Genomic DNA, 24,066 nt, shown 5'->3' on the forward strand with positions numbered 1-24,066 from the left:
CCCCGGTCAATCCGCCGCGCCGTTCTCGAAAGCACCAGCTTCCAAGGCATGGGCCAGATCGGCCCGCCCTGCACGATGCGCGGCCTGCGCGAAAGCCGCGCCGAACCGGCCCAATACCTGATCTTCACGCCAGAGCGTCTCAAACCCCTGCCGCGCCGCTGCTGCCATCTGATCCCGCGCGGCACCTCTGTTCTGAAAACGGCGCATGGCTGCGATCAGATCATCTTCGGTTTCGAACAGTTCCCCGCCCCCTGCCCGCTCCACGATCTCGGGGAACGGACCCAGCCGCCGGGCGATCACCGGCGTGCCCAGCCGGAAGCTTTCGATCAGGATGATGCCGAAGGTTTCATAACAGACCGAGGGCACGATCAGCCCCAGTGCGCCACGATAGTAAGCGTTCAACTCGTCCGGCGTCTTGCGGCCCAGGAATTTGATCCGGTCATTGCCTGCGGCCTGTGCCTTCAACTCATCCGCATAGTCACCATCACCCAGGATCAGCAGATCCGCGTCGGGATAGCGGTCAAAGGCCGGGAACACATCCTGCAACCCCTTGATCTTTTCCAACCGCCCGACAAACAGGAAATAGGGGCGTTCCTGCGCCGCCGGTTCCGGCAAGGCGCTCTGATCCAGGTCGGGCAGGAAATAGGGCAGCACCTGCATGTCCTGCCGCAGGCCGAATTCACGATGTTTGGCGCGGCTGAATTCGCTTTTGGCAATGATCAGATCCATGTGATCCAGCGCCCGGTCCAGCGCACCGGTATACCGCCAGAGCTGCGGCGGACGTTTGTGCTGCAACACGCAGCGCAGGCACTGGCGCTCATCGCACAGCTCGCGCCCATGCCGCCACAGAACATGGGTGGGGCAGACCAACCAGTGTTCATGCGCTTCATAGATTTTCAACCCCTCGCCCATCGGCAACAGGCCGGGGCCGCCGATCAGGGATGTGTTGTTGTGCCAGATGATATCCGGCTTCCGCTCGGCCAGTAACTCGCGGATGCGGGCAGCATGGACAACCGGACGGCCCAGTTGCTGGGTCAGCAGGTTCGACATCATGCCGTTGCGGCTGCGCAGCCCGATCCGCCGCACCCCGTCAGGGGTGCCTTCGGGCTGCGGTTTGCCGCCCAGAATCAGATAGCTGTCTTCGTCATGCACCACCGTCACGTCGTGCCCGCGCGCCACTAGCGCCCGCGCCATGCGCTGAATGCCGATGGCGTCACCGCCAAAGGAATAGGGGGGATAAAATGTGGTGAACATCAAAATGCGTAACGATTTCATCTATCTCTCAATTCCTTGAGTGTCAGCCGCAGGCAGGTGCCCGCCTTGCGGCCCAAGCATCGAAACCAGCAGGCGCAGCCTGTCCCGCTGGAACAGAAAAGCCAGCAAACCATAGGCCAGAACACCCGTCACCGTACCGGCAAGTAAAAGCAAAGCCGGGGACAGGCCGTCCAGTTGCCACATGACCCCCTGCACGGCCGCCACCATCCCCCCTGACAGCAGAAGCGGCGCAAGATGCTGCCGCATCAAAGCCGGCCCGGACAGCCCGGCAATATGCCCCAGATTGGCAAATTTGAGCGGCCAGACCAGCAGAAAGACAGCCACAAAACCGGCTGTGACGACCGGCAACCCATACGGGGCCAGCACCACAATCACCCCCGCCGCCAGCGCCACCTCGACCCAGGACAGAACCGCCAGACGACCGGGCTGACCGGCCGCCAGACAAAAGGTCTGCTGCACCTTTTCGGCGCACAGATACATGCCAAACACCGACATCAGGCTCAGGACCGGAGCCGCCGGAGCCCATTTCTGACCGAACAGCAGCACCAGCGCCGGTTCCGACAGAACCGCCAGCCCGGCAAAGGCCGGAAAGGCCAGAAACCCGGTCAGGCGCATGACGTCGATCAGCAAATCCGTCGCCGGACCACCATCGCGCGCCGCCGCACCAAAGGCAGGCTGCGCCACGGTGCGCAGCGGTGTGATAATCAGGAACGAGGCGGTCTCGATCACGCGCCAGGCGATTGCATAATACCCCGCCGGAACCGGCCCCAGCATCGCGCCGATGATCACCGCAGGCGATTGCACCGCAGCCAGTTCGGCCGCGCGCAGGCCCAGAATCCGGTGACTGAAATGCAAGACCCTGCGCATGTGATCCCGCGACGCATGGAATGCCGGGCGCCAGGAGACCGCCCCCCAGGCCATCACGATATTGGTGGCTGTCATCGCCAGCCGCTGACCGACCAGGCTCCAGACCCCGTATCCGGACAGCGCCATGCCAATGCCCACGACCCCTCCGACCGCCGCGCCGAGCGCTGCACGGATGGCCAGAACACGGAACCGCATTTCCCGGCGCAGGATCGCAACCGGCACCGCCGTCAGTGAAATCATCAGCACCGTTGGGGACAATCCGATCAACAATTCGCGCGCAACCGGCTCATTGTAGAAATATGAGACCGGCCCCGCCCCCAGATACAGCGCAACCGTCAACACACCCCCCAGCAGCGCCAACAGCCAGAAAACCGAGTTCAACCGCTCTGGTGACAGCGCCTCATGGGTCAGCAGAATGTCGGAAATCGTTTCACGGACCAGGAATTCGGAAAACAGCACAAAGGCTGTAACCATCGCCAGAAGACCAAAGGCCTCGACCCCTAAAATACGGGCAAGAATGGCAAAAATGATGAAATTGAACGCCTGCTCGACCCAGATACCGGCCGACATCCAGGCAACTCCGCTGCTGAAACTCTGCCGCCCTGACACCCGTTTCCTTCCTGTTGCCCGAACCCCGCCAAGTGCCGATGGACACATGGCTCAAACACTCACACCTGTTGCGCACAGTATGCGCAATTGCAAACTTGACGCCTTAACGGTCGAATTTGGTCAAATTTATTGTCTATGTTCAGTCTGTACGTGTTCGAATACTATACGCAATACAGGGAATTATGCCCGTCATGTTCCAGGCGCCACGCAATTCTTGCAGCGGGGGCTGGGGCAGGGATTATTGAGTGAATAAAAGGTTTTCATTTTCATGAACAAAGTCGCAGAGCCGATGGAGACGAACAGCACCACACCCGAAGAGCTGATCGCATCGGAAACCGCCGGCATGAGCCTGAGCGTGGTCATCCCCGCCTATAACGAGGAAAACGCCGTCCGCCACACGGTCGAGGACGTGCGCACCCATCTCGAACCGCTGGGCATTCCCTACGAGATCATCGTGGTGGACGATGCCAGCCAGGACAACACCCGCGCCGAGGCCGAGGCCAGCGGTGCCACCGTCACCTTCAATGATGTCAATTCCGGCTATGGCGCCAGCCTCAAGCGCGGGGTGCGGATGGCGCAGCATGAATATGTGGCCATTCTGGATGCCGACAGCACCTATCCCGCGCGCTACCTGCCCGGAATGCTGGCCATGTGCCGCGATCAGGACATGGTCGTGGGCGACCGGGGCGCGGCGATGAAGAACGTGCCGCTGCTGCGCCGGCCCGCCAAGAAATTCCTGTTCGCCTTTGCCTCGTTCCTGGCCGAGCGCAAGATCAACGATCTGAATTCCGGCCTGCGGGTGTTTCGCAAATCCGAGCTGATCCCGTTCCTGCCGCTCTTGCCGCAGAATTTTTCCTTCACCACCACGATCACGCTGTGCATGACCTCGAACGGCAAGCGGATGATCTATACGCCGATCGAATACGGCAAGCGGGTGGGCAAATCGAAAATCCGGCCGATCGACTTCATCAATTTTATTATCCTGATCTTGCGGATCAGCACATTGTTCAATCCGCTGCGGGTTTTCATCCCTATGGGGCTGGTGTTTTTTGCTCTGGGGGCTGTGAAGTTCATTATCGACCTCACCTACCTGAACCTCAGCGGAACCACGGTGTTCGCGTTCCTTGCTGCGATCATGATCTGGTCATTGGGATTGATCGCCGACATGATCTCACGGCTGCATCTCAGACCCTGATTGGGCATGATACAAACCTTCTGAAGCAGTAAAGGAATGCACACGTGACGGATGTCTCCCCTTCAGATGGCAGCACTGAAAGACCCCATATCATCATTCTGGGCGCCGGGCCGGCCGGTCTGGCCGCAGCCCATGCCCTGACCGGGCAGGCGAAAGTGACCGTGATCGAACGCGCGCCCAGTGCCGGGGGCAATTCGGCCTCATTCCCGATTGAGGGCGTGATCTGTGATTACGGCTCGCACAGGTTTCATCCGGCGGCAGAGCCCGAGGTTCTGGCCGATGTGAAATCCCTGCTGGGTGACGATCTGCTGCTGCGCCCCCGCCACGGGCGCATCCGGCTGGGCGGCAAATGGATTCACTTTCCGCTGAAACTGACCGATGCGCTGATGCGCCTGCCCAAACCCTTTGCCGCGTCGCTGATCGGCGACATGGTGCTGAAACCCTTCCGCAAGAAAAGCGAAGGCCCCGAGACATTCTCGACCGTGCTCTATGACGGGTTGGGGCCGACAATTTCGGACAATTTCTATTTCCCATACGTGCGCAAGCTGTGGGGTCTGGATCCGGACAAGCTGGCGGTGAAACTGGCCGAACGTCGGGTGGGCAGCGGATCGGTCGGCAAGATCCTGATGAAGATGCTGCGCCTGTTGCCGGGGCTGCGCAGTGAAACGGCGGGGCGGTTCTTTTATCCGCGCAAGGGGTTCGGGCAAATCTCGGACGCGATGCGCAACAGTGCCGAGGCCAATGGCGCCACCTTCCTGTTCAATACCGAAATCACCGCCATCGAACGGGACGGCAATCGCATCACCGGGTTGACGATCCGCGACGAAGAGGGCGAGCGGCACCTGACCGGCGATCTGATCCTGTCGACCATCCCGCTGACCGGGTTGACGCGCCTGATCAGCGACCCTCCGGCAGAGGTGGTCGAGGCCGCCCGCGCCATCCGCTTCCGCGGCATGATCCTGCTGTATCTGGTGCTGGAGACAGACCAGTTCACCGAGTTCGATGCGCATTATTTCCCGGAACTGTCGATCCCGATCAGCCGCATGTCCGAGCCCAAGAACTATAACGCCAGTGGCGCGCCGAAGGGCGTCACCGTTCTGTGCGCCGAGTTGCCCTGCGACCCGGATGAAAAATGGTGGTCCATGTCCAACGAGGAGTTGGGGCAAGAATTCACCAAATGGCTGGGGCAACTGGGCCTGCCCGTCACCGTGCCGGTGCGCCGCTGCGAAACCCGGCGGCTGAGCCATGCCTATCCGGTCTACGATGTGGGCTATGAAGACCGGTTCGATACGGTTGATCAGTGGCTCTCAAATATGGACGGATTGCTCGTATTTGGACGGCAGGGCCTGTTCGCCCATGATAATACGCACCACGCATTTGCCATGGCCTATGGCGCGGCGGATTGCATCGACGACAAGGGCAATATCGACCGCGCGAAATGGAACAGCTATCGTGAGGTCTTTGCCACCCATGTGGTGGAAGACTGACCATGCCCGCCTGGCAGGCCGATATCCTGATGTATCATTCGATCTCGGACGCGCCGGGGCCAACCTCGATCGCACCCGACATCTTTGCGGCACAGATGCAGGCGCTGGCGGCGTCCGGCCTGCCGGTGGTGACGCCGGACGCGCTGGCCAACCCGCCTGCCCCCCGTGTGGTCATCATCAGCTTCGATGACGGGTTCCAGGATTTCGCCGATACCGCCTGGCCGATCCTGCGCGAACTTGGCTTCTGCCCGATCGTCTATCTGCCCTCGGGCCTGATGGGTGGCGCCGACAGCTGGGCCGGGGGCAACATCCCGCCCCGCCCGCTGATGGAATGGGACCGGATCGAAACACTGGCCGGTGAGGGGGTTTGCTTCGGGGCGCATAGTGTCAGCCATCCCGATCTGTCGACGCTGGATGCAGAGACCTTGGAGGATGAAGTCAGCGGATCCGGTCAGGATATTGCCGCCCGGCTTGGTCAACCCGTCCGGCATTTCGCCCCGCCCTATGGCGCGTCGAACCCGAGTGTACGCGCACAGATTGCCCGGCACTACGACACCTCGGTCGGCACCCGTCTGGGCGTGGCCGGACCGAAAGATGACATCCACGACCTGCCGCGGCTCGAGATGTTCTATTTCGCCGACATCGCCCGCTGGCAGGCTCATCTTGCCGGGCGCGGCGGGGCCTATCTGGCGGCCCGCAAACTGATGCGCGGCGTGCGAAGCGGGCTGAGCAGGGTGCTGCCCATCAACTGAGTGTCAGGCTTCGGGTGCAAGCGTTCCGATCCGGTGGGCATTCGCCATCACACTGAATGTAATTGTCGTCGCGGGGATGGTCGGCAGGACAGAGGCATCAACGACGTGAATGCGCGTCGCGCCATGCGGGCGCCCCAGCACATCGCTTTCACCCGGGCCCGGGTCATCCGACATCGGCAGATCACCTCCGACATGAAAACTGGCCCCCGGTGCCCCGAACCGCGCTGCAAAAGACAGGCTGGTCAGACCAAGCCCCCGCAAGGCCCGGCCATAGCGCGCAAGCGCTGCCCGCATTGTCTCGGCAGTTGCGGGATTTTCTTTCAGTTCCGGGCGTAACCGCCCATCCTCTGCCAGACGCAAGGCTATTTCATGCGAATGATCGGAATGCAGGAAAACCTGCGCCACGATCAGACGTCGGGCCAGCGCCTCAAGCAGCGGCCCGCTGCCGGGTATCCGGCGGCCATAGTTCTGTTTCAGATCGCGGGCATAGTATTCATTCCAGGTATAGATCTGCGCGTGAACCAGTTGCCGCGACACGGTCGGGTCATCCAGTTCGGCAAAAAGCTGCGGCAGCGTCTGATAGGGCAAAACATCGGGCCGCCTGGGTGCCCGCCAGCGGTGCAGCATCGGCAGAAAGGCCTGCTGGCTGTCTTTCAACACCAGCTCCTTGCCCCGCAAGCCGGGTGACGCCAACAGGATGCGCGCGCTTTCAAGAACTCCGGCGGCCAGAAACACCCGATTTCCGCGGACATCGCTGCCATCTGCCAGAGTGACGACAACATCGTCGCCTTCCTCGCGGACCTGCCGCACCACGTGATCCGCGCGGTAAGTAAAGCCCGGCTCTGCCTGCAGTGTTGTACGCGCCTGCCGAGCCGACCAGATCAACGACCACGGGCACCCGTGCAGACACAATCCACAGGTCTGACATCCCGGTCCAACCGCCTGACGCGCAAGACCGACATGCATTCCCACCCCCTGCAATGCCTTCGCCTTCTGCCTGGACCGGGCCAGCAGCATCTCGGCCTGCGCGGTTGGCGGAATGGGAGTTCGACCTGTCATATCGCAGGCGGGAAAGAGGTCTTGCAGCCCATCTTTTTGCCCGGACACAGGCATTATGTCCGCCACCGCGCTGTAATGTGGGGCAAGATCATCGGTCGTTATGGGCCAGTCGTCGATATCCGCCTGCCGATACGGCAAAACCGCAGCGCCCCAGACATTGGACAGCCCGCCCGCCGCCCGCGACGCGCGCAAAGCAAACCAATCCGCCCCTTCCGCCAGTGTACGCGCAGGTGAGGCCAGCGCATAACCGGATCCATAGCGCCACACCTCGCCCTCCAGGGCCTGAAACTGAGGCTCCATCCAGGCTGTACGCGCCTCGGCACTCCAGTCTTCGGCGCGTGTTCGAGACATCTGCTGCACCCGGTCCGTGACCCCGGGCCCTGGTTCCACCCCGGCATCCAGCATCGTGACGTTTCGCCCTCGCGCCAGCAAGGCCCGGGCGACGGAAACCCCGGCAGGCCCGGACCCTATGACAACATCGCTCACTGCGCCTTTACTGCCCGGACCAGAACCAGCATTTCATAGTTAGGATCATGGGTGGACAGTTCTTCGGGCGCAATTTCACTGGCCCCAAGGCCATGCAGGTTGCAGATGCAGGTAAAGACGTTGCCAACGGTCGACACCTCGACATTCTCTGCCGGGAAGACCGCCCGGAACAGGCGGCGCTTGGACTGGCTGGTGAAATGCCAGTATTCGCCCCAGTCATCCACGCCTTCGCGCCGCGCCACACGGGTCATCCCATGCGAGGTGCACAGCACCACGCCACCGGGTTTCAGAATGCGTTCCAGCGTTGCAATCGCCTTGTCGACCTCAAAGATCATCTGAAGGGTCTGGGTGATGATGATGCAGTCGAAACTGTTGTCGGGAATATGCGGCGCATCGGTGATATCCGCCACGATGGTCGCTTGTGGATTGCCCTCGACATAGCTCAGTACATCCGCCTGCGTGACCCGGTCACCGCCGAATTTCTTCGTATAGGCCGGATCGCCGAATTCCAGAACCCGGCCACGGATATCGTCGCTGTGGTTTTGCAGGAATTCTTCCATGTAATGGCGTTCGATGGTCAGCAGGTCGCGATCCTGCCCGAACACGGCACTGATCGGCGACAATCGCCGCAAGCCGCCGAAATCGACCGACCCAACCGGCACCGACTGAAGATTGTGCAACCGTTGTTGTTTACGGATCCATTTGCGCAGCCGGTCCGGCAGCAGCACGGTCGCGGTGTCGCGCACCAGCTTTTCAACTCTTTGTCCCGGTGTCATCGTGTTTGGCTCTTCATGCGTAGGCTTTGGCGCGTTTCTCGGCCATGATATCGGCGATGATATCATCCAGCGTGCGCGCCGGGCTGAACCCGGTGAACCGCCGCAGCTTGGACACATCGGGCAGACGGCGGGCCATGTCTTCGAACCCTTCGGGATAGACCTCTTCGTAAGGCACCAGCCGGATTTCCGAGGTTGAGCCCGTCATCGCGATGACCTTTTCGGCCAGCCCCCGGATCGTCACTTCCTGTTCACCACCGATATTGAAGACCTGCCCCCGGGCTTCGGGGACATCGAGCAGACGCACAAGCGCCTCGATCACATCGGCCACATGGCTGAAACAGCGCGATTGCTCGCCGGTGCCATGAACCTGAATGGGCTGACCGGCCAGGGCCGCTTCGATGAAGTTCGGAACAACCATGCCATAACGCCCGGTCTGGCGCGGACCGGTCGTGTTGAAAAAGCGCAGGACGATCACCGGTAGATCAACCTCGCGCGCATAGGCCAGTGCCATGAACTCATCCAGCGTTTTGGCGCAGGCATAAGACCAGCGCAGAATGCTTGTGGCGCCAATCGTTAGGTCGTCATCCTCGTTGAACGGGAACTTCGATGCCTTGCCGTAGACCTCGGAACTGGAGGCGATGAAGACCAGGGGCTTGTGGCGCAGGGCCGCGCGCAACACGTTCTGCGTGCCGTCCACATTGGTCGCAATCGACTGGCTGGGCTGATCCATGATCAGCTTGACCCCGACCGCGGCGGCCATGTGAAACACCGCGTCAGCAGCCCCGACCAGTTCCTCGACCAATGTGGCATCCAGAACGCTGCCTTCGACAAAACGAAAGGCGGAATGATCCTGAACGGAAGACAGGTTTTGCAGCGATCCGGTGGACAGGTCATCCAGCACCGTCACCTCATGCCCATTGCCAATCAGGCGCTCGGCCAGATGTGATCCGATAAAACCGGCCCCGCCCGTGATCAAAATTTGCATGAAAAACCCTCGTACCAACAGAATCCACTCTAATGCCACAGGCTTAGCATAGGGATCGGTGGCCACCAAATGGTAGATACCGCTATGGTGCGCTGACAGGCCGGGCCTGCACAGTTTTGGAAAAAGGGCTGAATTGTTGCACAACGCATTAAGAATGTTGAACCTGCGGACATGACCGAAAAACACGTGGACCCCCGCCCCGGCGACGGGCTTGCAGGCCAGCGCGTGGTCGTGACCGGCGCCACCGGCTTTATCGGCCGGCGCCTGATCGATGCGCTGCTGAAACTGGGATGTGACGTGACCGCCTTGCTGCGCACACGCCACGGGGCTGCCACGTTGGAACAGGCCGGAGCAAAGGCACTGGTTTGCCCGCTGCACCTTGGCCCGGCTCTGACGCAGGCGCTGGACGGTGCGGCGGCTCTGTTTCATCTGGCTTATGATTTCCGGGCCTCCGGCGCGGACAACCTTGCAGCCTTCGACGCGCTTGCCAAAGCCGCCGAAGACGGGTCTTGCAACCGTATCGTGCATCTGAGTTCCGCCGTGGTCTATGACAGCTGGCCCAACGGGCCGATCACCGAACGCAACCCGATCACGCCGGAAGATGTGCAAAGCTATCGCGGTGCCAAAATTGCGATGGAACAGAGACTGTTGCAGGGGAAATGCGACGCCGCCATCTTGCAGCCGACCATCGTCTATGGGCCCGGCAGTGCACTTTGGACCAACGGGCCATTGGCGATGATGCGCAGGGGCGGCATCATCCTGCCCGACCCGCCCGGACAATGCCCGGCCGTGCATGTCGATGACGTGGTACAGGCCGCCCTGCGCGCGGCCTCATCACCCCGGACCGGGGTCGAGCGATACCTGATCAGCGGACCGGACACGCTGGGGTGGAAGACGTTTTTCGAAGGCTATGCCCGCCTTGCCAGATGCGGAGAGGTGCGGATTGATCCGGCTGCGAACCCGGCCCCGCCCCCGTCGCCCAATGGCAATGCGCCCGCAGGCCCCTCTCTGGCGGGGCAGCTCAGCGCGCATCTGCGCCGCCTTGTCGGGCGCCGCCGGGTCGAGGCCGCCGCAGACTGGGCACGGTCCGTTCAGGCCCGGCTAGCAAAACCCCGGCCCGTGATGCCTGACATGGCGGGACGCAGACTTTTTGCCGGTCAGCCAGAGGTTTCAACCCGATATGCACAGGATCAGATCGGGTATGTGCCTCGTGTTTCCTTCGACGAATGGATCGAGCATATGCGAAAACAATCGGTACGCTGATTCAAGACTGCCTTGTTTTTGGAAACACCCATTCCGGGTCTTTGCCGGGAACGACAAATTAGTTGGCTTCGTTCCCGATCTGTCCTATCCGATGAAGAGAGAAGGTTTCCAATCTGCTAAGCTAATTTTAATTCAGTGTGACTTTGTACGATCAGGATAGATTATGAACTACGAAACCTCGCACCATCAGTCCCTCAAGCAGCTTATCGCGGCGCGCGATGCGCGGGTTGCCGTGGTCGGGCTGGGCTATGTTGGCCTGCCGCTGGCGCTGACGGCTTATGATGAAGGGTTTGATACCACCGGCGTTGATCTCAACCCCGACCGGGTGGCGCGGATCAATCAGGGGGGTCAGGTCATCTCGTATCTGGCACCGGATCGGATCGCACACGCGGTGGAGAGTGGGCGCTTTCGCGCAACGCAGGACGCCGCAGCACTGGCCGAGGCCGATATCATCCTGATCTGTGTGCCGACCCCGCTGACCGACGCACAAGATCCCGACATGCGTTTTGTCGCCGCCGCCGCGCAGACCATCGCACAGCATCTGCGCCCCGGTCAGATGGTGGTGCTGGAAAGCAGCGTCTGGCCCGGCGCCACGACCACGCTGGTTCAGCCGATCCTCGAAGCGGGCGGTTTGCGGGCAGGTTCCGATTTCTTTTTGGCCTTCTCGCCCGAGCGCGAAGACCCCGGCAATGACAAGTTCGACACGCACAGTATCCCCAAGGTGGTCGGCGCCGACGATCCGCTGTCGCGGCAACTGGTCGAGGATTTCTATCGCGCCATCGTCACCAGCGCCGTACCGGTCAGTTCGGCCGCCACGGCCGAAGCGGTGAAGCTGGTCGAAAACAGCTTTCGCACCGTCAATATCGCGCTGGTCAATGAATTGAAGACCGCGCTTGAAGCAATGGACGTGGATGTCTGGGAAGTGATCGAGGCTGCGGCGACCAAGCCGTTCGGCTTTATGCCCTTCTATCCCGGTCCTGGAATTGGTGGGGCCTGCATCCCGGTGTCTCCGGCCTATCTGGCCTGGCGCGCCGCGGATGCAGGATCTGATACGCCGCTGATCAATCTGGCCCGCGCCAGCAATGACGCGGTGCCGGAAATGCTGGCGGCACGGATGGCGGCGGAACTGGCCGCGCGCAACGGGTCTGCATTGGCGGAAACCGGGCACCCCCTGACCGGACAGCGCATTCTGCTGATGGGCATCGCCTATAAGCGCGATGTCGAGGATACCCGCCGCAGCCCGGCGCTGGTGCTGCTGGACGAGCTGGAAAAGCTGGGGGCCGAGATTGACTATCACGATCCGTATTTCCCCCGCCTGCCCGAAGGTGGCGAATACCCGCAGCTTGCGGGCCGGACATCCCAGCCGCTGACAGCAGAAAATCTGAAACGCTATGCTGCGGTGGCCGTGATCACCGATCACAGCGCCCCGGATTATGGTCTGGTCGCGCGCGAGGCCGCGCTGGTCTTTGACACGCGCAACGTTTTTGAAAAGCAGGGGATCAGGGTGGCAGACGGGCGCTTGGTCAAGATGTGACCCCCAAAAATCTCTGATCATTCCATGGCCGAAGCGCACGCGAGTCTGCCATTCCATCCAAATGATCGCGGATTGACAGAACTGTGTCATAGGCGGACCTTTGCACATTTTCTGGGATCGTCGGCGTTCTATATTGCTGTCACAAAAGTTTTAAGGAACTATCTGTTCAGACATATTCATGTCTCAATAAATTATAAGCAGTGTTGCGCGAGTAGTGGAGCAAAGCTCCATCAGGTAAAAAATAACCAAATTTTAACCCTTAGTGGTTCAAAGTTTTGCCATGATTTCATCGCGGAATCATTTTGGGCATCTGCTCAATGGCATGACGGCGCCCACTTGGGGTTGGCAAGACCAAGACCATAGCCGGAGGACTTGGAGAAGATGATTGGAATTATCGGGATAGCCATTCTAGTTGGCCTGTGCGCCGGCGGGTTTGCTTTGATTTCCGGTGCGTCCATCCTGATGGCTCTGGGCAGCTACATCCTCTTTGGCTGGCTGTTCATCATTGCAGCCCTCATTGTTATCGGCGCTGTCAAAATCGTGAAGACACGCGTGCAGAAACAAAACCCCGCCTATTCCAGCTAAGCGCCTAGTCCCGTCCGGCGACCCTTTTGGCCACATAGCCCAGAAACGCCCGCTGCGGGTTTCTGATCTGTGGGCGGCCTGACGCGGCCCAATAAGCCAGCCAATCCGCTTCCAGCGCATAGACATCGTGGCCAGGCGCCATCGCCCTGGCCTCCTCCAGCGCCTGCGGCGGCAGGATCGGCTTGTCCGGCCCCTCGACCACCTGACCCCGGCGCGAGAACCGGATCAGGTCGCCCGGCTCTTCGGTCATCTCATAATCGGGCAGGTGATCGGCTGCGATCATGTCACGGATCATCTTGCGGAACACCCGCCGGGGTGAGGCCGAGCCGGACTTTTTCAACAGCACCTCGACCGAGATCCGCCACTCGGGCTGACGCCCGCAATGTTTGCGTGCCAGCTCATAAATCCGCCGCTCCAGCGGTTTGCGCAGGCGGAAGTAATCGCGGCTGAGGGTTAGCACCGATTTCGCCAGCACCGCGCGGAACAGCCAGTCCGACAGTTTCACGCTGACGCTGGCCATCCGCCCCGCCCTTGTGTGACGCACGATTTCCCAGCTTTCGATCAGGCCGAACCCCGTGGTGGTTTCCGTTTCACCGGTCACAATGTTCGTGGTGATCCTTGTGCCGGCCAGCCGCTCGAACGCTTCGCGCAGACGCTTGTAACCGTCACCGCTGGTTTCGCGGTTGGTGGCCACCAGCAGATCATGCGCCTTCAGATGCAACACCCGGCTGACAGTCCGGCCCGCATTGATCGCCGCCATCAGCTGGCTGATGCAAAAGATCAGGATGTCCTTGTCGTGGATCGTCGCCAGACCGCGCACCGAAGGCGTCACCGTGATCTCGACCCCGTTATGTTCGTAATTGAGGATGCGCCGGTCCGGCCGGGTCGAGAGCGAAAACATAGGATGCTCCATCGAACCCATATCTGTCTTGGGCAGCGCATCGAAGATATCGCATACAAAAAAATCGCCCGTTGGGTGCCGGTCAGGCAACAACGCCCCTGACCCGCTCATACTGCCCTGCCCATATGTCCTGCCCGAATCTTTGTTCGTGGTTTTATTGACGCTCACCGTAGAGTTATCCACAGGATGCGTAAAGCCGCCGGAACGTGGGTTCAGAGTCACTGCAACGTGGGATCAGAGTCACCCTATCGTGGGATCAGATTCAGTATGACCCAAAAGAAATACAAAAACCGCTTTTTTTTCTTACACTTAATAGAATTCAAATTCAGCCGTAACTAATAAAATAACAGGATTCTAACTGAACATTTTTTTGCTATAGGCCCAAAAACAGCGTCTCGAAGGCTTTCTACCCCTTAATTTTGCTTAGAAAATCCGGTTTTGTACTCATAATGCTTTCACATGCTTCCTTTTGTGGTATATTGGCTAAAACATAGCACATGGGCAGTATTTCAATGCGAGCAGCAACGTCCGAGGGGCTTCCCCCGTATTTCAATATCGACCCGGATCTGGCCTATGCTGAACTGGGCGACCCAACCGGAACACATGAGTTCTCGCAAATCGCGGATGCCTGTGCGCGGGGGCGTAGCGACCTGGCGAACCGGGGGCTGGAAGAAAACGGTCAGAAAAAGCTGCGCCTGTTTTCAACCTGGGAAATCACCAAATATCTGATCCCTGTCGCGTCTGCTCATTTTCGCCGGGTCCTGAAGGGCAATCCGGATTTGCCCCAGGGACAGTCCGAAACCGAAGGCGGTGCCAAGTGGTTTACGCTGGATGAGGTTCTGCGGCTGCGGGCGCATTTCGCCTCGGAAGGATCCAAAGCGAAAGAATACCGCCCCTACCGCCCCGAGGGTCTGCCCGCCAAGATCGTGTCCGTGGCCAATTTCAAGGGCGGTGTTGGCAAAACCTCGACCTGCGCGCATCTGGCCATGTCGGCAGCTCTGGACGGTTACAAGGTGCTGGTCATCGACCTGGACAGCCAGGGTTCGATGACGTCGATCTTTGGCGGCAAGGTCAGCGATGAATGGCAGACGGTGTTCCCCTTGCTTGCCCGCCACTACGCCACCCATCTGCGCCGGGACAATCAGGGACGTCTTGACCGGGGTGAGGCCCCGCATCCGATCGACGATACCCTGTCCGAGGCGCTGAAGACCCGCAGCAGCGATCTGATCCAAACCACCCACTGGCCGAATATCGATCTGATCGGAGCGCAGCTGAACCTCTATTGGGCGGAATTCCAGATCCCCGTCTGGCGAATGCAGGGCCGCAGCTGGAAGCTGTGGGATGCGCTGACGGATACGCTGGACGAAGATGGGGTGCTGGACGATTACGATATCATTTTCATCGATACCCCTCCCGCCCTTGGCTATCTGACGATCAACGGGCTGGCCGCCTCGGATATCCTTCTGGTGCCCATGGGGGCCTCGTTCCTGGAGTTCGACTCCACGGGTCGCTTCTTTGACATGCTGCATTCCACCTTCCAGTCCATCGAGGATGGCGAGAACATGGCCGCCCGCGCCCTGGGGCGGCCCGAGATGGCGTTTCAGTGGGATGCGGTGCGCACGATCATCACCCGCTATGACGGCAGCCAGCAGGCGGAACTGGCCGGGCTGATGCAGGCCTATCTGGGCCGGACCCTGTCGCCGCACTGGCAGGGCTACACGGCGCTGATCGGTCAGGCGGGGGAACAGGTCAACGGTATCTACGAGGCCGATTACCGCGATTTCAACCGCGAGACCTATGTGCGCGGGCGGGAAACCTTTGATGCCACCTATGCCTCGTTCAAGAAGCTGCTGATCGGCGTCTGGCGGGGCGAAGAACGGGCCCGGCAGGCCGAAGAGGCGGGAACACCGGAATTGTCGCTCTGAGCGCGATGTTTCGCGCGCGAAACACGCCTGCCACGTCCCGAAACAGAGTCTGATCCGCGCAGGAAAAGGAGAAACCAATGGCAAAACGTAAACGACTGACCCCTGCCCGACCGGATTATCTGGAAGACAACCGCCCTGCCCCCGGGCTGAATCCCATGTTCCCCACAGACGCCCCCCGGACCACGCCGCCGGTTGCGCAGGTGGCCGGGGCCACGGCGGCTCAGGCGGCGCTGGAAGAGCTGTCTGGAGAATTGCGTGCCGCGCGGGCCGAAGGGCGCTTGGTGCAGGATCTGCCATTGGACGCCATCGAGGAAGCCTATCTGGTCCGTGACCGTATGGCGGCCGATGACGCGGATATGGAGGCGCTGAAGGAAAGCCTGAAGGCCCGTGGCCAGCAAACCCCGATCGAGGTCGTGGAACTGGAGGGCGGGCGGTACGGGTTGATCTCGGGCTGGCGGCGTCTGACAGCGCTGCGAGCTTTGGCGCAGCAAACGGGCGAGGCCCGCTTTGAGACCGTGCGTGCGTTCCTGAGGCAGCCGCAGAGCGCATCTGATGCCTATGTGGCCATGGTCGAGGAAAATGAAATCCGCGTCGGGCTGAGCTATTATGAGCGCGCCCGGATCGTGGCGCGCGCGGCAGAGCAGGGCGTTTACCCGGATGAGACTGCGGCCCTGCGCGGGTTATTCGCCTCGGCCAGCCGGGCGAAGCGATCCAAGATCGGGTCTTTCATCGCGATCTATCACGCGCTGGATGACCATCTGCGCTTTGCGTCAGCTATTCCTGAACGGTTGGGGTTGTCGATTGCGAAAGTTCTGAAAGAGGAGGCAAAAGCAGCTTCCTTGATCACCACCGCTCTGCGGAAGGCCGCGCCTCAGAGCGTGGAAGCCGAGATTTCAGCTCTGACCCGTGCAGTGAACGGCCTGGGGTCGAATGGGGAAAACCCACCTGCTGCCAAGCCCCCCCTGAAAGAGACATTCGGCGGCATTCAGTTGAAACAGAGTCGAAACGGTGCACAGGTCACCCTGTCCGGCGAGGGAATGTCCGAGACATTTCTTGCGGAGCTGAAAGCCTGGCTGCACGCGCGCGGCACATGATGTTTCGCGCGCGAAACAGATCCTCTCATCACCCCAACAGATCCGTCGCCGGGTTTTCGGCGATATCGACGTCGTCATAGTATTTCTGCGCCTGCGCCACAGAGCGGTGCAGCGACAGCCGCATGGCGGCCTGGATCGGCGCACCGTCCAACGCGGCCTGGGTCAGAAAGCCAGACCGCAATCCATGCGGCGAGGCGAAATCCTCGGGCAATCCGGCCAGCCTGAGACGATGTTTGACAATCTGATAGATCGCATCCGGGGTCAGGCGGCGGTTCAGCACCCGGTCCGCCTTGGAGATCGGGCGAAAGAGCGGTCCGTCGGCAATCTCACCAACCTCGATCCAATGCACCAGCGCCTGCGCGGCGCGGCCTTTCAGGATCAGGCGCGGCGTCTCTCCCTTGGCCGTGGTCTTGGTTTCCAGCAGCGACAGCCAGGCGACGCCGGATGTGTCGAACTCCTTTAGCGAGACATCTTCGCGCATCAACCCGGTGATCTCGGACCGGCGGCGCCCGCCGCTGGCCCAGCCCAGCATCAGGATCGCCCGGTCGCGGCAATCGCGCCGCGAGCCGCGGCAGGTGGCCAGCAACTGTTCCAGCACTCCGCGGGTGATCGGATGCTGCGACTTTGGGGCAGGGGGGCGGGCGGCCGCCCGGCGCGCCTTGGCCCGGGCCTGTTTCACCTGCGGCGCATCAAACGGGCTGGTCAGGTTCTTCATCCGGTGAAAGGCCAGCCAGGAGGCAATGCGCCGGTCCAGCGTCGACGGCGCCGGGCAGGCCAGCGATTTGCGCAGCCCCCGCGCAATCAGCACCTCCGCGGTTTGACGCGCAATATCTTCATCGGGCGCATCACCCAGATCGCGCGCATGATCAAGGATGAAGGCCAGCGCCGTGGCCTCACTTTCGGGCCAGTCCAGCGCCACCCCGAAGCGCGCCATTTTCCACGCCGTCACATAGATCAGATCGCGTTCATAAGCCCGCAGCGTATTGGCGGGGGTGCCGCGGATATAAAGATCACTCAGCGCGTCCTGATCTGCCTGCGACAGGGCAGGGGCGGCGGCGGGGAGATATGGGGCAGGGGGCTTCATGGCGGCCACTCTGCGCGCAAATCGGCGGGAAATCAATCACATCTGATAAGGGGTACTTATCAGGCACAATTGAGACCTACGAACCCATTTAAAGTAATGAGCGAAACGTCCTACTTTTGCGCATAAGGGTGAAATTTTGTTATAAACCTAAACCCTTGGTTACGCTCTCTTAACGAGGGTCTCTGAGATGACCGTTGGCTGGGCCGGTTGTATAAGTTTCAAGTTTTTACCCCTACACCCGTTTTAAAGTGATTAGTGGCTGCGTTAAATGTGGGGTGCGCTATATGCGGTAATCCTCCAAGTGGGACTTTGAAGCGCGGCTGTTCAAGTGATCGCGCTTTATAGAGTGTGGTGTAAGATTATTAGCTTGACGATGTCCCCCGCAAACTTCTCATGAGGATAGCTTGGCGAATGCCCATCGGCGAGATGCCAGATATGTAGTTGCCGGAACCGTTAAGATAATCACGTTGAGAGCTATAAAATAGTTCAACCCCCATAAATTGACTATCAGATAGACAATCACCTGGTTGAGAAGCAGCCCAAAACCCGCAACCGCTAGGAATCGTGGCATAGCCCGCCTGTGACCAGCCTCGGATTGAAAGCTGAATCGGTGATGACCAAAGTAAGACACTATGAACCCTGTTCCAAATCCAAATGCGTTGGCTGAGAATGGATGCAGGTCGGAGATTTCAATCAATGTAACCGCAAGAAGAGCATGAGTGACTGTAGCGAGGATACCAACAACCCCGAAGGACAGAATACTTTTAAGATCAAAGGGCCTCATGAGTGCTCGTCCGGACTTGAAACGATGCGCTCCACCACAAAGTGGGGGCGTCGTTTGCTTTGCAGATAGAGTCTCCCAATATACTCACCAAGAATACCAATTGTCAGAAGCTGAACCGAGCTTACCAACAGCACCACCACCATCACCGAGGACCAGCCCGAAACGACATCCCCGGTAAACCATTGGAATAGGACCCAGACAATTAATGCCAGCCCTAGTACGGTGGTCAAAAGTGCCAGCAGTGTTGCTAAGCGCAGTGGAACAATGGAAAACCCGGTGATAGCATCAATGGCCAAGCGTAGCATCTTTTTAAACGGGTACTTAGTTTCCCCAGCAAAGCGTTCTGCCCGGTCATATGGCAAGGGTACTTGCCGAAACCCCAGCCAGCTGACCATTCCGCGAATAAAACGGTCTTCTTCTGGCATAGTGTTCAGGTAATCGACTACAGTGCGGGACATCAGGCGGAAATCTCCGGTATCAAGCGGAATTTCGACATCGGTCAGTTGATCTAACAGGCGATAAAACGCGGCTGCGGTTGTGCGCTTGGCTACTGTTTCACCCGCCCGCTGCTGACGTTGCCCATAAACGACATCAGCTCCGTTCTGCATCAACTCAAGCATCTCGGGCAAAAGCTCGGGGGGGTCTTGCAGGTCTGCATCCAACACAAGAATATTTGCACCGCGTACATATGCCAGCCCAGCTGAAAGCGCTTTCTGATGCCCGTGGTTTCGAGACAGGATAATTGCACGGATATTGGGCTTGGTTTCCGCAAGCTCTATGATCATGTCCCGTGTGCGGTCGCTGGATCCATCGTCGACCAAGATGAGTTCCCAGGATGATCCAACGCATGTTTCGGCCACGGCGCTGACCCGGCGAACGAGTTCCGGTAGGACCGCTTCTTCGTTGAAACAAGGAACTACGATTGACAAGCTGACGATGGCCTGTTCCATCTGTTCTTCCGTATCCGATTTTTGTACTTTGTTCATCGTTACAATAACTCTTTCCGGTCTGCGCGCGGATTAGACTTTTAGACCCCAATTGTTTTATAAAACAGAAATTTCGAAGTAATAACGCGAATTTCGGAAACAGTTCTTTCCCTTCTTGCTCGTCCTCAGAGCGTCGGATGACAAAAGGTGGGAGATTTACTAATAACAGAGGCGGATTTCGAAGAAAGGTCTTGTCGGGTGGTATTGGTTTGTGTGGTTCATAATTGGACTTTGCCATGACCGATGCAAGGATACCAGCACGGCTTCTGTTTGTATCAGCTGTCATTGCTGCCGTTTTGTTTCTGCCTACTGCCGGGATCGGTATCGCACGATCTGGATACAATCCGGATGAATGGCGGTTTGCGGCTGGCCTTGAGCGAGGGTTTGCTGAAGTTCACGGTCGCTGGGCGACGCATTGGGCTCACGAGGTTCTTTTTGAACAGGGTGCGTCGATTGCAATCCTAGTCTCCATCATTTTTGCGGCTTTATTTGGGGTTGCTGCTCTGATTGCACGTGAGGCTATTGCGACGACGGGGCCAGCCATGGTCGTAGCTTCCATCCTAACAGTTTTTCTGGCCGGGTCTTCGCATGTTTATCTGACCGAGCTTTTGCACTATCAGACGCTGGCACCGTGGTTTTGTCTTGGTCTTCTTGCGTCTGTCGGGGCCATGGTACTGATTGAGCCCACGGGCATGCGGTCGCGTTCTGGGCTGATCCTGCGAATGGCCGTCGCCGCAGAATTGATGGCCATATCCATTGGCTTTTATCAAAGTTATGTTTTGCTGGGGTTTATTATTCCGGCTCTGGTTCTGATCCGGGTTGATCGGTTTAACCACAGGCAATGCCTGTTCTGTCTGTTGAGGGTCCTAATCGTCTCAGGTGCAGCTCTGGTCCTGTATCAACTGCAGCGTGACATTACGATTTACGCCCTGAACCTCGATGCAAATTTTCGTTTCTCGGGTGGCATAGATGCTGCGGTATTTGCCGATAAGCTGTCGGCTTTCTACCGGATTGAGAAGCTCATACATAGCGGTGGGCTTCTGGGGGTGCCGTCCTTTTATCGCCGCCTGTTCCTGTTGACTTCAGCCATAGCCTGCATCTTGGTTTTTATAGCGGCGGCGGTAGCTGTCTTTGCTGCGCGCAGGCTTGTCGGAGGAGGGTGGATGGGCGGATTGCGCGTGCTCGTCGGGGGATTGGGCGCGTTTTTCATCTTGCCGGTTCTGATCTGGTTTCTTTATCCGGAACCCTATCTGATCGGGCGTAGCATAGGGTTTGTTGGGTTTATCTTTGCGGGCATTGTTTTGGCTTCGGGCACGGTTATCGTGCAGGCGGCCGATGGGGTGTCTGTATCACGCCTGGTACGGGCCGGAGTGATGAGTTTGTGCTTGGTTTATGGCGTCGGTCAGGCAGTTGCCTCATCACATATCTGGCCCCTGTTTAACCAAATGGCGGAGCGGGACATTGAATTGGCGGACGCTATTGTAGAACGAGCCCGGACACTGGATGCATTCGATGTCAGATTTACACCGATCCGATCAGTCGGTGAGCCTTGGTCCCCGTCTCTGAAATTCGGCGATTTTCAAACCCAAAGCACGTTTCATCGCGGTGTGGATATGAACTCCATTTTTCAGGTTCGCTATGGTGCGGCAGACTACGCTGGGTCGGTGTTGACCCCGCCGCAGGCATGCACGGGGTTTCCGGCAGATGGATCGGTTTTTATGGTCGACGATACACTGTTTGTCTGTTTCGAAAATCTGAACCCCTTGTCAGTTCAATTCACCTGCTTCCCACTGGGCGGTAATGCGCGCGGTGCGATTTGTTATTCTGATGGGATGGCGGTTTTGATTGGTCAGACCTGCGCCGATATTGATCCCGGTACTGGTCAGATTGTTGCAACACAGCTGGATGAAGCCGGGCGATGGATCAGGTCGAATCAGTTTTACTGGCAAGCTAAAGATACCGAGATGAACGGCCTTTGTTATCGGTTTGTCGAGACGGCTAACCTCCCGTTCTCGACTTTGCGGATTGAGCATAAGTTGGCAGCGTCCGAAACGGCGTGGATGATCGAATATGACGTGAAGGATGCACGCCCTCTGAAGGAAATATTCGATACAGTTAATTAATGGGAGTATGTCGCAATGGGGAGCAGGAATGCATTTGGGCTTGTTATTTTTCTGGCAAGCGGCGCGCTACTCGCTTTTCTTGCGGGCGTTTCGGCTGCGGTGCTGAACCTGCCGCCGACGGCCTTAATCCGCGAGGCAAAGGATACAGCAGAGGAACTGATCAGGGGTCCGTGGTACCGTGATCCCCGGTGGATGCCGCGCCGGTATGAAGGCGTTGGTTTGGTAAAGCATGACACTGAACGCAGTTGGTCCGGGCTTACGGTTATTCAGGGCATGTTCGACGAAGGCATACAGGCACGGGTCTACGATGCAGATGGTACGCTTCTGCGTGAGTGGCCGCTGGATTTTCACGCCATCTGGCCTGATCCGACCCATATCGTGCCTGCCAGCGCAATCCCCCAAGGATCAGGGGGATATCACACGCAAGGAATTGCTCTGCAGGAAGACGGGTCTGTCTTAATCAATTTCGCAGAACGTGGCACGGTACGTCTTGGCCCTTGTGGTGATGTCGTCTGGACCGTTGATCAGATGACCCACCACTCGATCACGGAAAACCCGGACGGGAGCTACTGGATTCCAAATAAGCGTGATCCTTCAACGGTGGCTCCGGAATACATGCTTCCGGGCGCCTCAGTCGAGGCTATCCTGAATTCCGACAATTATTATGCCGATTCAGCCCTACGGATTGACCCGGAGGGGCGTGTTGTCGAAGATATCCCGATCCTTGAGCCGACAATCGACTGGTTGGCCGAGCACCAAGAGTTTGAAATCATCCACGGGCTCAATCCGGAAGATCTAGATCCCGTACATCTCAATGATATCGAAGTTGTCACTCCTGAATTGAGTGCGCGCATTCCTGGTGCGGAAGCCGGTGACTTACTGCTGTCCATGCGCAATCTCAACGCGCTGGCTGTGCTTAACAAAGCCAGTGGCAAGATCGTCTGGATGCAGCACGGGCCATGGGTACAGCAGCATGATCCGGACATAGCGCCGGACGGGACCATCACGGTTTTTGATAATGGCGGTGGTGCTATGGTGCCCGGGCGCGATTTCGCCGGGGCACGTATTCTTCGCTTTGATCCTGCCACCAGTCTGACCGAGACGATTTATCCGTCAACAGAGGATCATTTGTTTTTCAGCTTCATAATGGGCACGCACCAGACTTTGCCTAATGGGAATATCCTTGTGACCGAAAGCATGTCTGGCCGTGTTTTCGAAATCACCCCAGACGGAGAGCTTGTCTGGTCTATGGTGTTTGTGGCCGGAACCAGCTCGGCTGCGCTCGTAGAAGAGGCGCGGCGCTATCCCTTGGATTATGTTGATCGGTCCGTCTGGGTCTGTTCCTGATCAGCATGCGCGTGCGGGTAGCCGGAGCGCGTGGAAAGTGTGGCATAGATCGCCTCCGCCTCTGCGACCAGCGCCGGTGAAAACTGCCCGGGATCGGTTTTGCGTGTCAGTGGGCGGATCAGATCGGTCGCTCCGGATAATTCACCCGGATCCAGATCCAGCGTCAGACACAATTGTTGCAGGACCGGTCCGGGATCAGAACAAAGCGCCTCATAGGGCAATATCTGTACGTGTTCGTACCGTTCTTCGACATGTTGGAAAGCAGCGATCCAATAGGCCAACCAATAATCATGCGCGTCTGGTGTTGCGCGTTCTGACAGCCCGGGAAATCCGAATGGGCGGTGCAGTTCTCCAAACTCGAAATGGCCGATATCTGCCATATACCGTGTGACGAACGAATCTGCGGCCTGTTGCATCGCAAAATTTCTATGTTGACGCAAAAGCGAGGCCGCGTGTTCCAGCGGATGACGCAAGACAACCAGAATATGAGCATCGGGCAACATTTCCTTCAAAAGGTCGATACGTGCGATGTTAGCGTTATTCTTTGAGACATAGCGCGCCACAGCGCTGTTCTCGGGCCGCCTGAGGGACACGATCTTTTGCATGTGTTTGCGAAAAAATGCCGTCGCTTCTGTATGGAGATGACGTGGTTTCCAAAGCGGAATCCGCTGCGCGTGTCGATAATGATCGGGCCAATGCGCCTTCCAGAATACCTCTTCAAAGCTTTCGGGGCTGTCGAACCCAATTTGTACCCCATCGCCATGAGCGCGTTCGCGGGCTTCGCCCTCCCGACGGAAGCGCCCAAAGAACCGGTCCCAAAAAATCGGCGCCAGAACAAACGGCATGTCGCGATATGTATGAGAGGCCAAATCTGGATGTTGGGACAAAAGCTCCAATACCAGTGTTGTTCCGGCACGGGCCAACGATGTAATAAACACTGGGTTACGAT

Annotated in this window: 20 protein-coding genes; 10 read left to right on the top strand and 10 right to left on the bottom strand. The window is 58.8% G+C overall.

Annotated features, from left to right (window positions below):
* Positions 1–6: 6 nt before the first annotated feature.
* On the bottom strand, positions 7–1,275 hold the full coding sequence (locus tag ACR0FB_RS18780; protein ID WP_480621584.1) for a glycosyltransferase: 1,269 nt from the start codon (positions 1,273–1,275) through the stop codon (positions 7–9).
* Positions 1,276–2,712, bottom strand: a complete 1,437-nt coding sequence (locus ACR0FB_RS18785; protein ID WP_480621585.1) for a lipopolysaccharide biosynthesis protein — start codon at positions 2,710–2,712, stop codon at positions 1,276–1,278. It abuts the gene before it with no gap.
* Positions 2,713–3,019: 307 nt separating this feature from the next.
* On the opposite strand from ACR0FB_RS18785, the gene ACR0FB_RS18790 reads away from it, so the two are divergent.
* Genes ACR0FB_RS18790 through ACR0FB_RS18800 form a run of 3 tightly spaced genes read left to right on the top strand, consistent with a single transcriptional unit; the run spans position 3,020 to position 6,185 of the window.
* Entirely contained in the window at positions 3,020–3,946 is a 927-nt protein-coding gene (locus ACR0FB_RS18790; RefSeq protein WP_480621586.1) for a glycosyltransferase family 2 protein, read from the top strand.
* 44 nt (positions 3,947–3,990) lie between these two features.
* A complete protein-coding gene (locus tag ACR0FB_RS18795) occupies positions 3,991–5,433 on the top strand; it encodes a protoporphyrinogen/coproporphyrinogen oxidase (protein ID WP_480621587.1) in 1,443 nt (480 codons plus the stop codon).
* Positions 5,434–5,435: 2 nt separating this feature from the next.
* Complete coding sequence (locus ACR0FB_RS18800; protein ID WP_480621588.1) at positions 5,436–6,185, top strand: polysaccharide deacetylase family protein; 750 nt, start codon at positions 5,436–5,438, stop codon at positions 6,183–6,185.
* 3 nt (positions 6,186–6,188) lie between these two features.
* Here the strand turns inward: ACR0FB_RS18800 and ACR0FB_RS18805 are convergent, their stop codons facing one another.
* Genes ACR0FB_RS18805 through ACR0FB_RS18815 form a run of 3 tightly spaced genes read right to left on the bottom strand, consistent with a single transcriptional unit; the run spans position 6,189 to position 9,491 of the window.
* Positions 6,189–7,730 carry an FAD-dependent oxidoreductase gene (locus ACR0FB_RS18805; protein ID WP_480621589.1) on the bottom strand — a complete coding sequence of 514 codons (1,542 nt, stop codon included), beginning with the start codon at positions 7,728–7,730 and terminating at the stop codon, positions 6,189–6,191.
* Positions 7,727–8,506 (bottom strand): class I SAM-dependent methyltransferase, encoded by a 780-nt coding sequence (locus ACR0FB_RS18810; protein WP_170347056.1) that lies wholly within the window; start codon positions 8,504–8,506, stop codon positions 7,727–7,729. The genes ACR0FB_RS18805 and ACR0FB_RS18810 overlap by 4 nt, the downstream gene beginning before the upstream one ends.
* 13 nt (positions 8,507–8,519) lie before the next feature.
* Positions 8,520–9,491, bottom strand: a complete 972-nt coding sequence (locus ACR0FB_RS18815) for an NAD-dependent epimerase/dehydratase family protein (RefSeq protein WP_171637951.1) — start codon at positions 9,489–9,491, stop codon at positions 8,520–8,522.
* A gap of 171 nt (positions 9,492–9,662) precedes the next feature.
* On the opposite strand from ACR0FB_RS18815, the gene ACR0FB_RS18820 reads away from it, so the two are divergent.
* The 3 genes from ACR0FB_RS18820 to ACR0FB_RS18830 all read left to right on the top strand — a co-directional run bounded on the left by ACR0FB_RS18820 (position 9,663) and on the right by ACR0FB_RS18830 (position 12,873).
* Positions 9,663–10,754 carry an NAD-dependent epimerase/dehydratase family protein gene (locus ACR0FB_RS18820; RefSeq protein WP_480621590.1) on the top strand — a complete coding sequence of 364 codons (1,092 nt, stop codon included), beginning with the start codon at positions 9,663–9,665 and terminating at the stop codon, positions 10,752–10,754.
* A 163-nt stretch (positions 10,755–10,917) separates the two neighbouring features.
* Entirely contained in the window at positions 10,918–12,288 is a 1,371-nt protein-coding gene (locus ACR0FB_RS18825; RefSeq protein ID WP_480621591.1) for a nucleotide sugar dehydrogenase, read from the top strand.
* Between the two features lie 372 nt (positions 12,289–12,660).
* Positions 12,661–12,873, top strand: a complete 213-nt coding sequence (locus ACR0FB_RS18830; protein ID WP_171172364.1) for a hypothetical protein — start codon at positions 12,661–12,663, stop codon at positions 12,871–12,873.
* 4 nt (positions 12,874–12,877) lie between these two features.
* Here the strand turns inward: ACR0FB_RS18830 and ACR0FB_RS18835 are convergent, their stop codons facing one another.
* Complete coding sequence (locus ACR0FB_RS18835; protein ID WP_171637961.1) at positions 12,878–13,885, bottom strand: replication initiator protein A; 1,008 nt, start codon at positions 13,883–13,885, stop codon at positions 12,878–12,880.
* Positions 13,886–14,286: 401 nt separating this feature from the next.
* Here ACR0FB_RS18835 and ACR0FB_RS18840 point away from each other — a divergent pair, with 401 nt between their 5' ends.
* Entirely contained in the window at positions 14,287–15,699 is a 1,413-nt protein-coding gene (locus tag ACR0FB_RS18840) for an AAA family ATPase (protein ID WP_480621592.1), read from the top strand.
* Between the two features lie 77 nt (positions 15,700–15,776).
* On the top strand, positions 15,777–16,793 hold the full coding sequence (locus tag ACR0FB_RS18845; RefSeq protein WP_171637959.1) for a ParB/RepB/Spo0J family partition protein: 1,017 nt from the start codon (positions 15,777–15,779) through the stop codon (positions 16,791–16,793).
* A gap of 28 nt (positions 16,794–16,821) precedes the next feature.
* Here the strand turns inward: ACR0FB_RS18845 and ACR0FB_RS18850 are convergent, their stop codons facing one another.
* From ACR0FB_RS18850 to ACR0FB_RS18860, 3 genes are all read right to left on the bottom strand, one after another.
* Complete coding sequence (locus ACR0FB_RS18850; protein ID WP_171724991.1) at positions 16,822–17,877, bottom strand: tyrosine-type recombinase/integrase; 1,056 nt, start codon at positions 17,875–17,877, stop codon at positions 16,822–16,824.
* A gap of 391 nt (positions 17,878–18,268) precedes the next feature.
* Positions 18,269–18,661, bottom strand: coding sequence for a GtrA family protein (locus ACR0FB_RS18855; RefSeq protein WP_171724992.1), 393 nt, complete (start codon positions 18,659–18,661; stop codon positions 18,269–18,271).
* The gene (locus ACR0FB_RS18860) at positions 18,658–19,647 is read right to left on the bottom strand and encodes a glycosyltransferase family 2 protein (protein ID WP_480621593.1); all 990 of its coding nucleotides are present in this window, start codon (positions 19,645–19,647) and stop codon (positions 18,658–18,660) included. The genes ACR0FB_RS18855 and ACR0FB_RS18860 overlap by 4 nt, the downstream gene beginning before the upstream one ends.
* 236 nt (positions 19,648–19,883) lie before the next feature.
* On the opposite strand from ACR0FB_RS18860, the gene ACR0FB_RS18865 reads away from it, so the two are divergent.
* Together ACR0FB_RS18865 and ACR0FB_RS18870 are read left to right on the top strand one after the other, a co-directional pair.
* Positions 19,884–21,770, top strand: a complete 1,887-nt coding sequence (locus tag ACR0FB_RS18865; protein ID WP_171724994.1) for a hypothetical protein — start codon at positions 19,884–19,886, stop codon at positions 21,768–21,770.
* 15 nt (positions 21,771–21,785) lie between these two features.
* The gene (locus tag ACR0FB_RS18870; RefSeq protein WP_253283356.1) at positions 21,786–23,117 is read left to right on the top strand and encodes an arylsulfotransferase family protein; all 1,332 of its coding nucleotides are present in this window, start codon (positions 21,786–21,788) and stop codon (positions 23,115–23,117) included.
* On the opposite strand, the gene ACR0FB_RS18875 is transcribed toward ACR0FB_RS18870, so the two are convergent.
* Positions 23,084–24,055, bottom strand: coding sequence for a sulfotransferase family protein (locus ACR0FB_RS18875; protein WP_171724997.1), 972 nt, complete (start codon positions 24,053–24,055; stop codon positions 23,084–23,086). The genes ACR0FB_RS18870 and ACR0FB_RS18875 overlap by 34 nt on opposite strands.
* Between the last annotated feature and the right edge of the window lie 11 nt (positions 24,056–24,066).

The sequence above is a fragment of the Ruegeria sp. P10 genome (genome assembly GCF_056534925.1).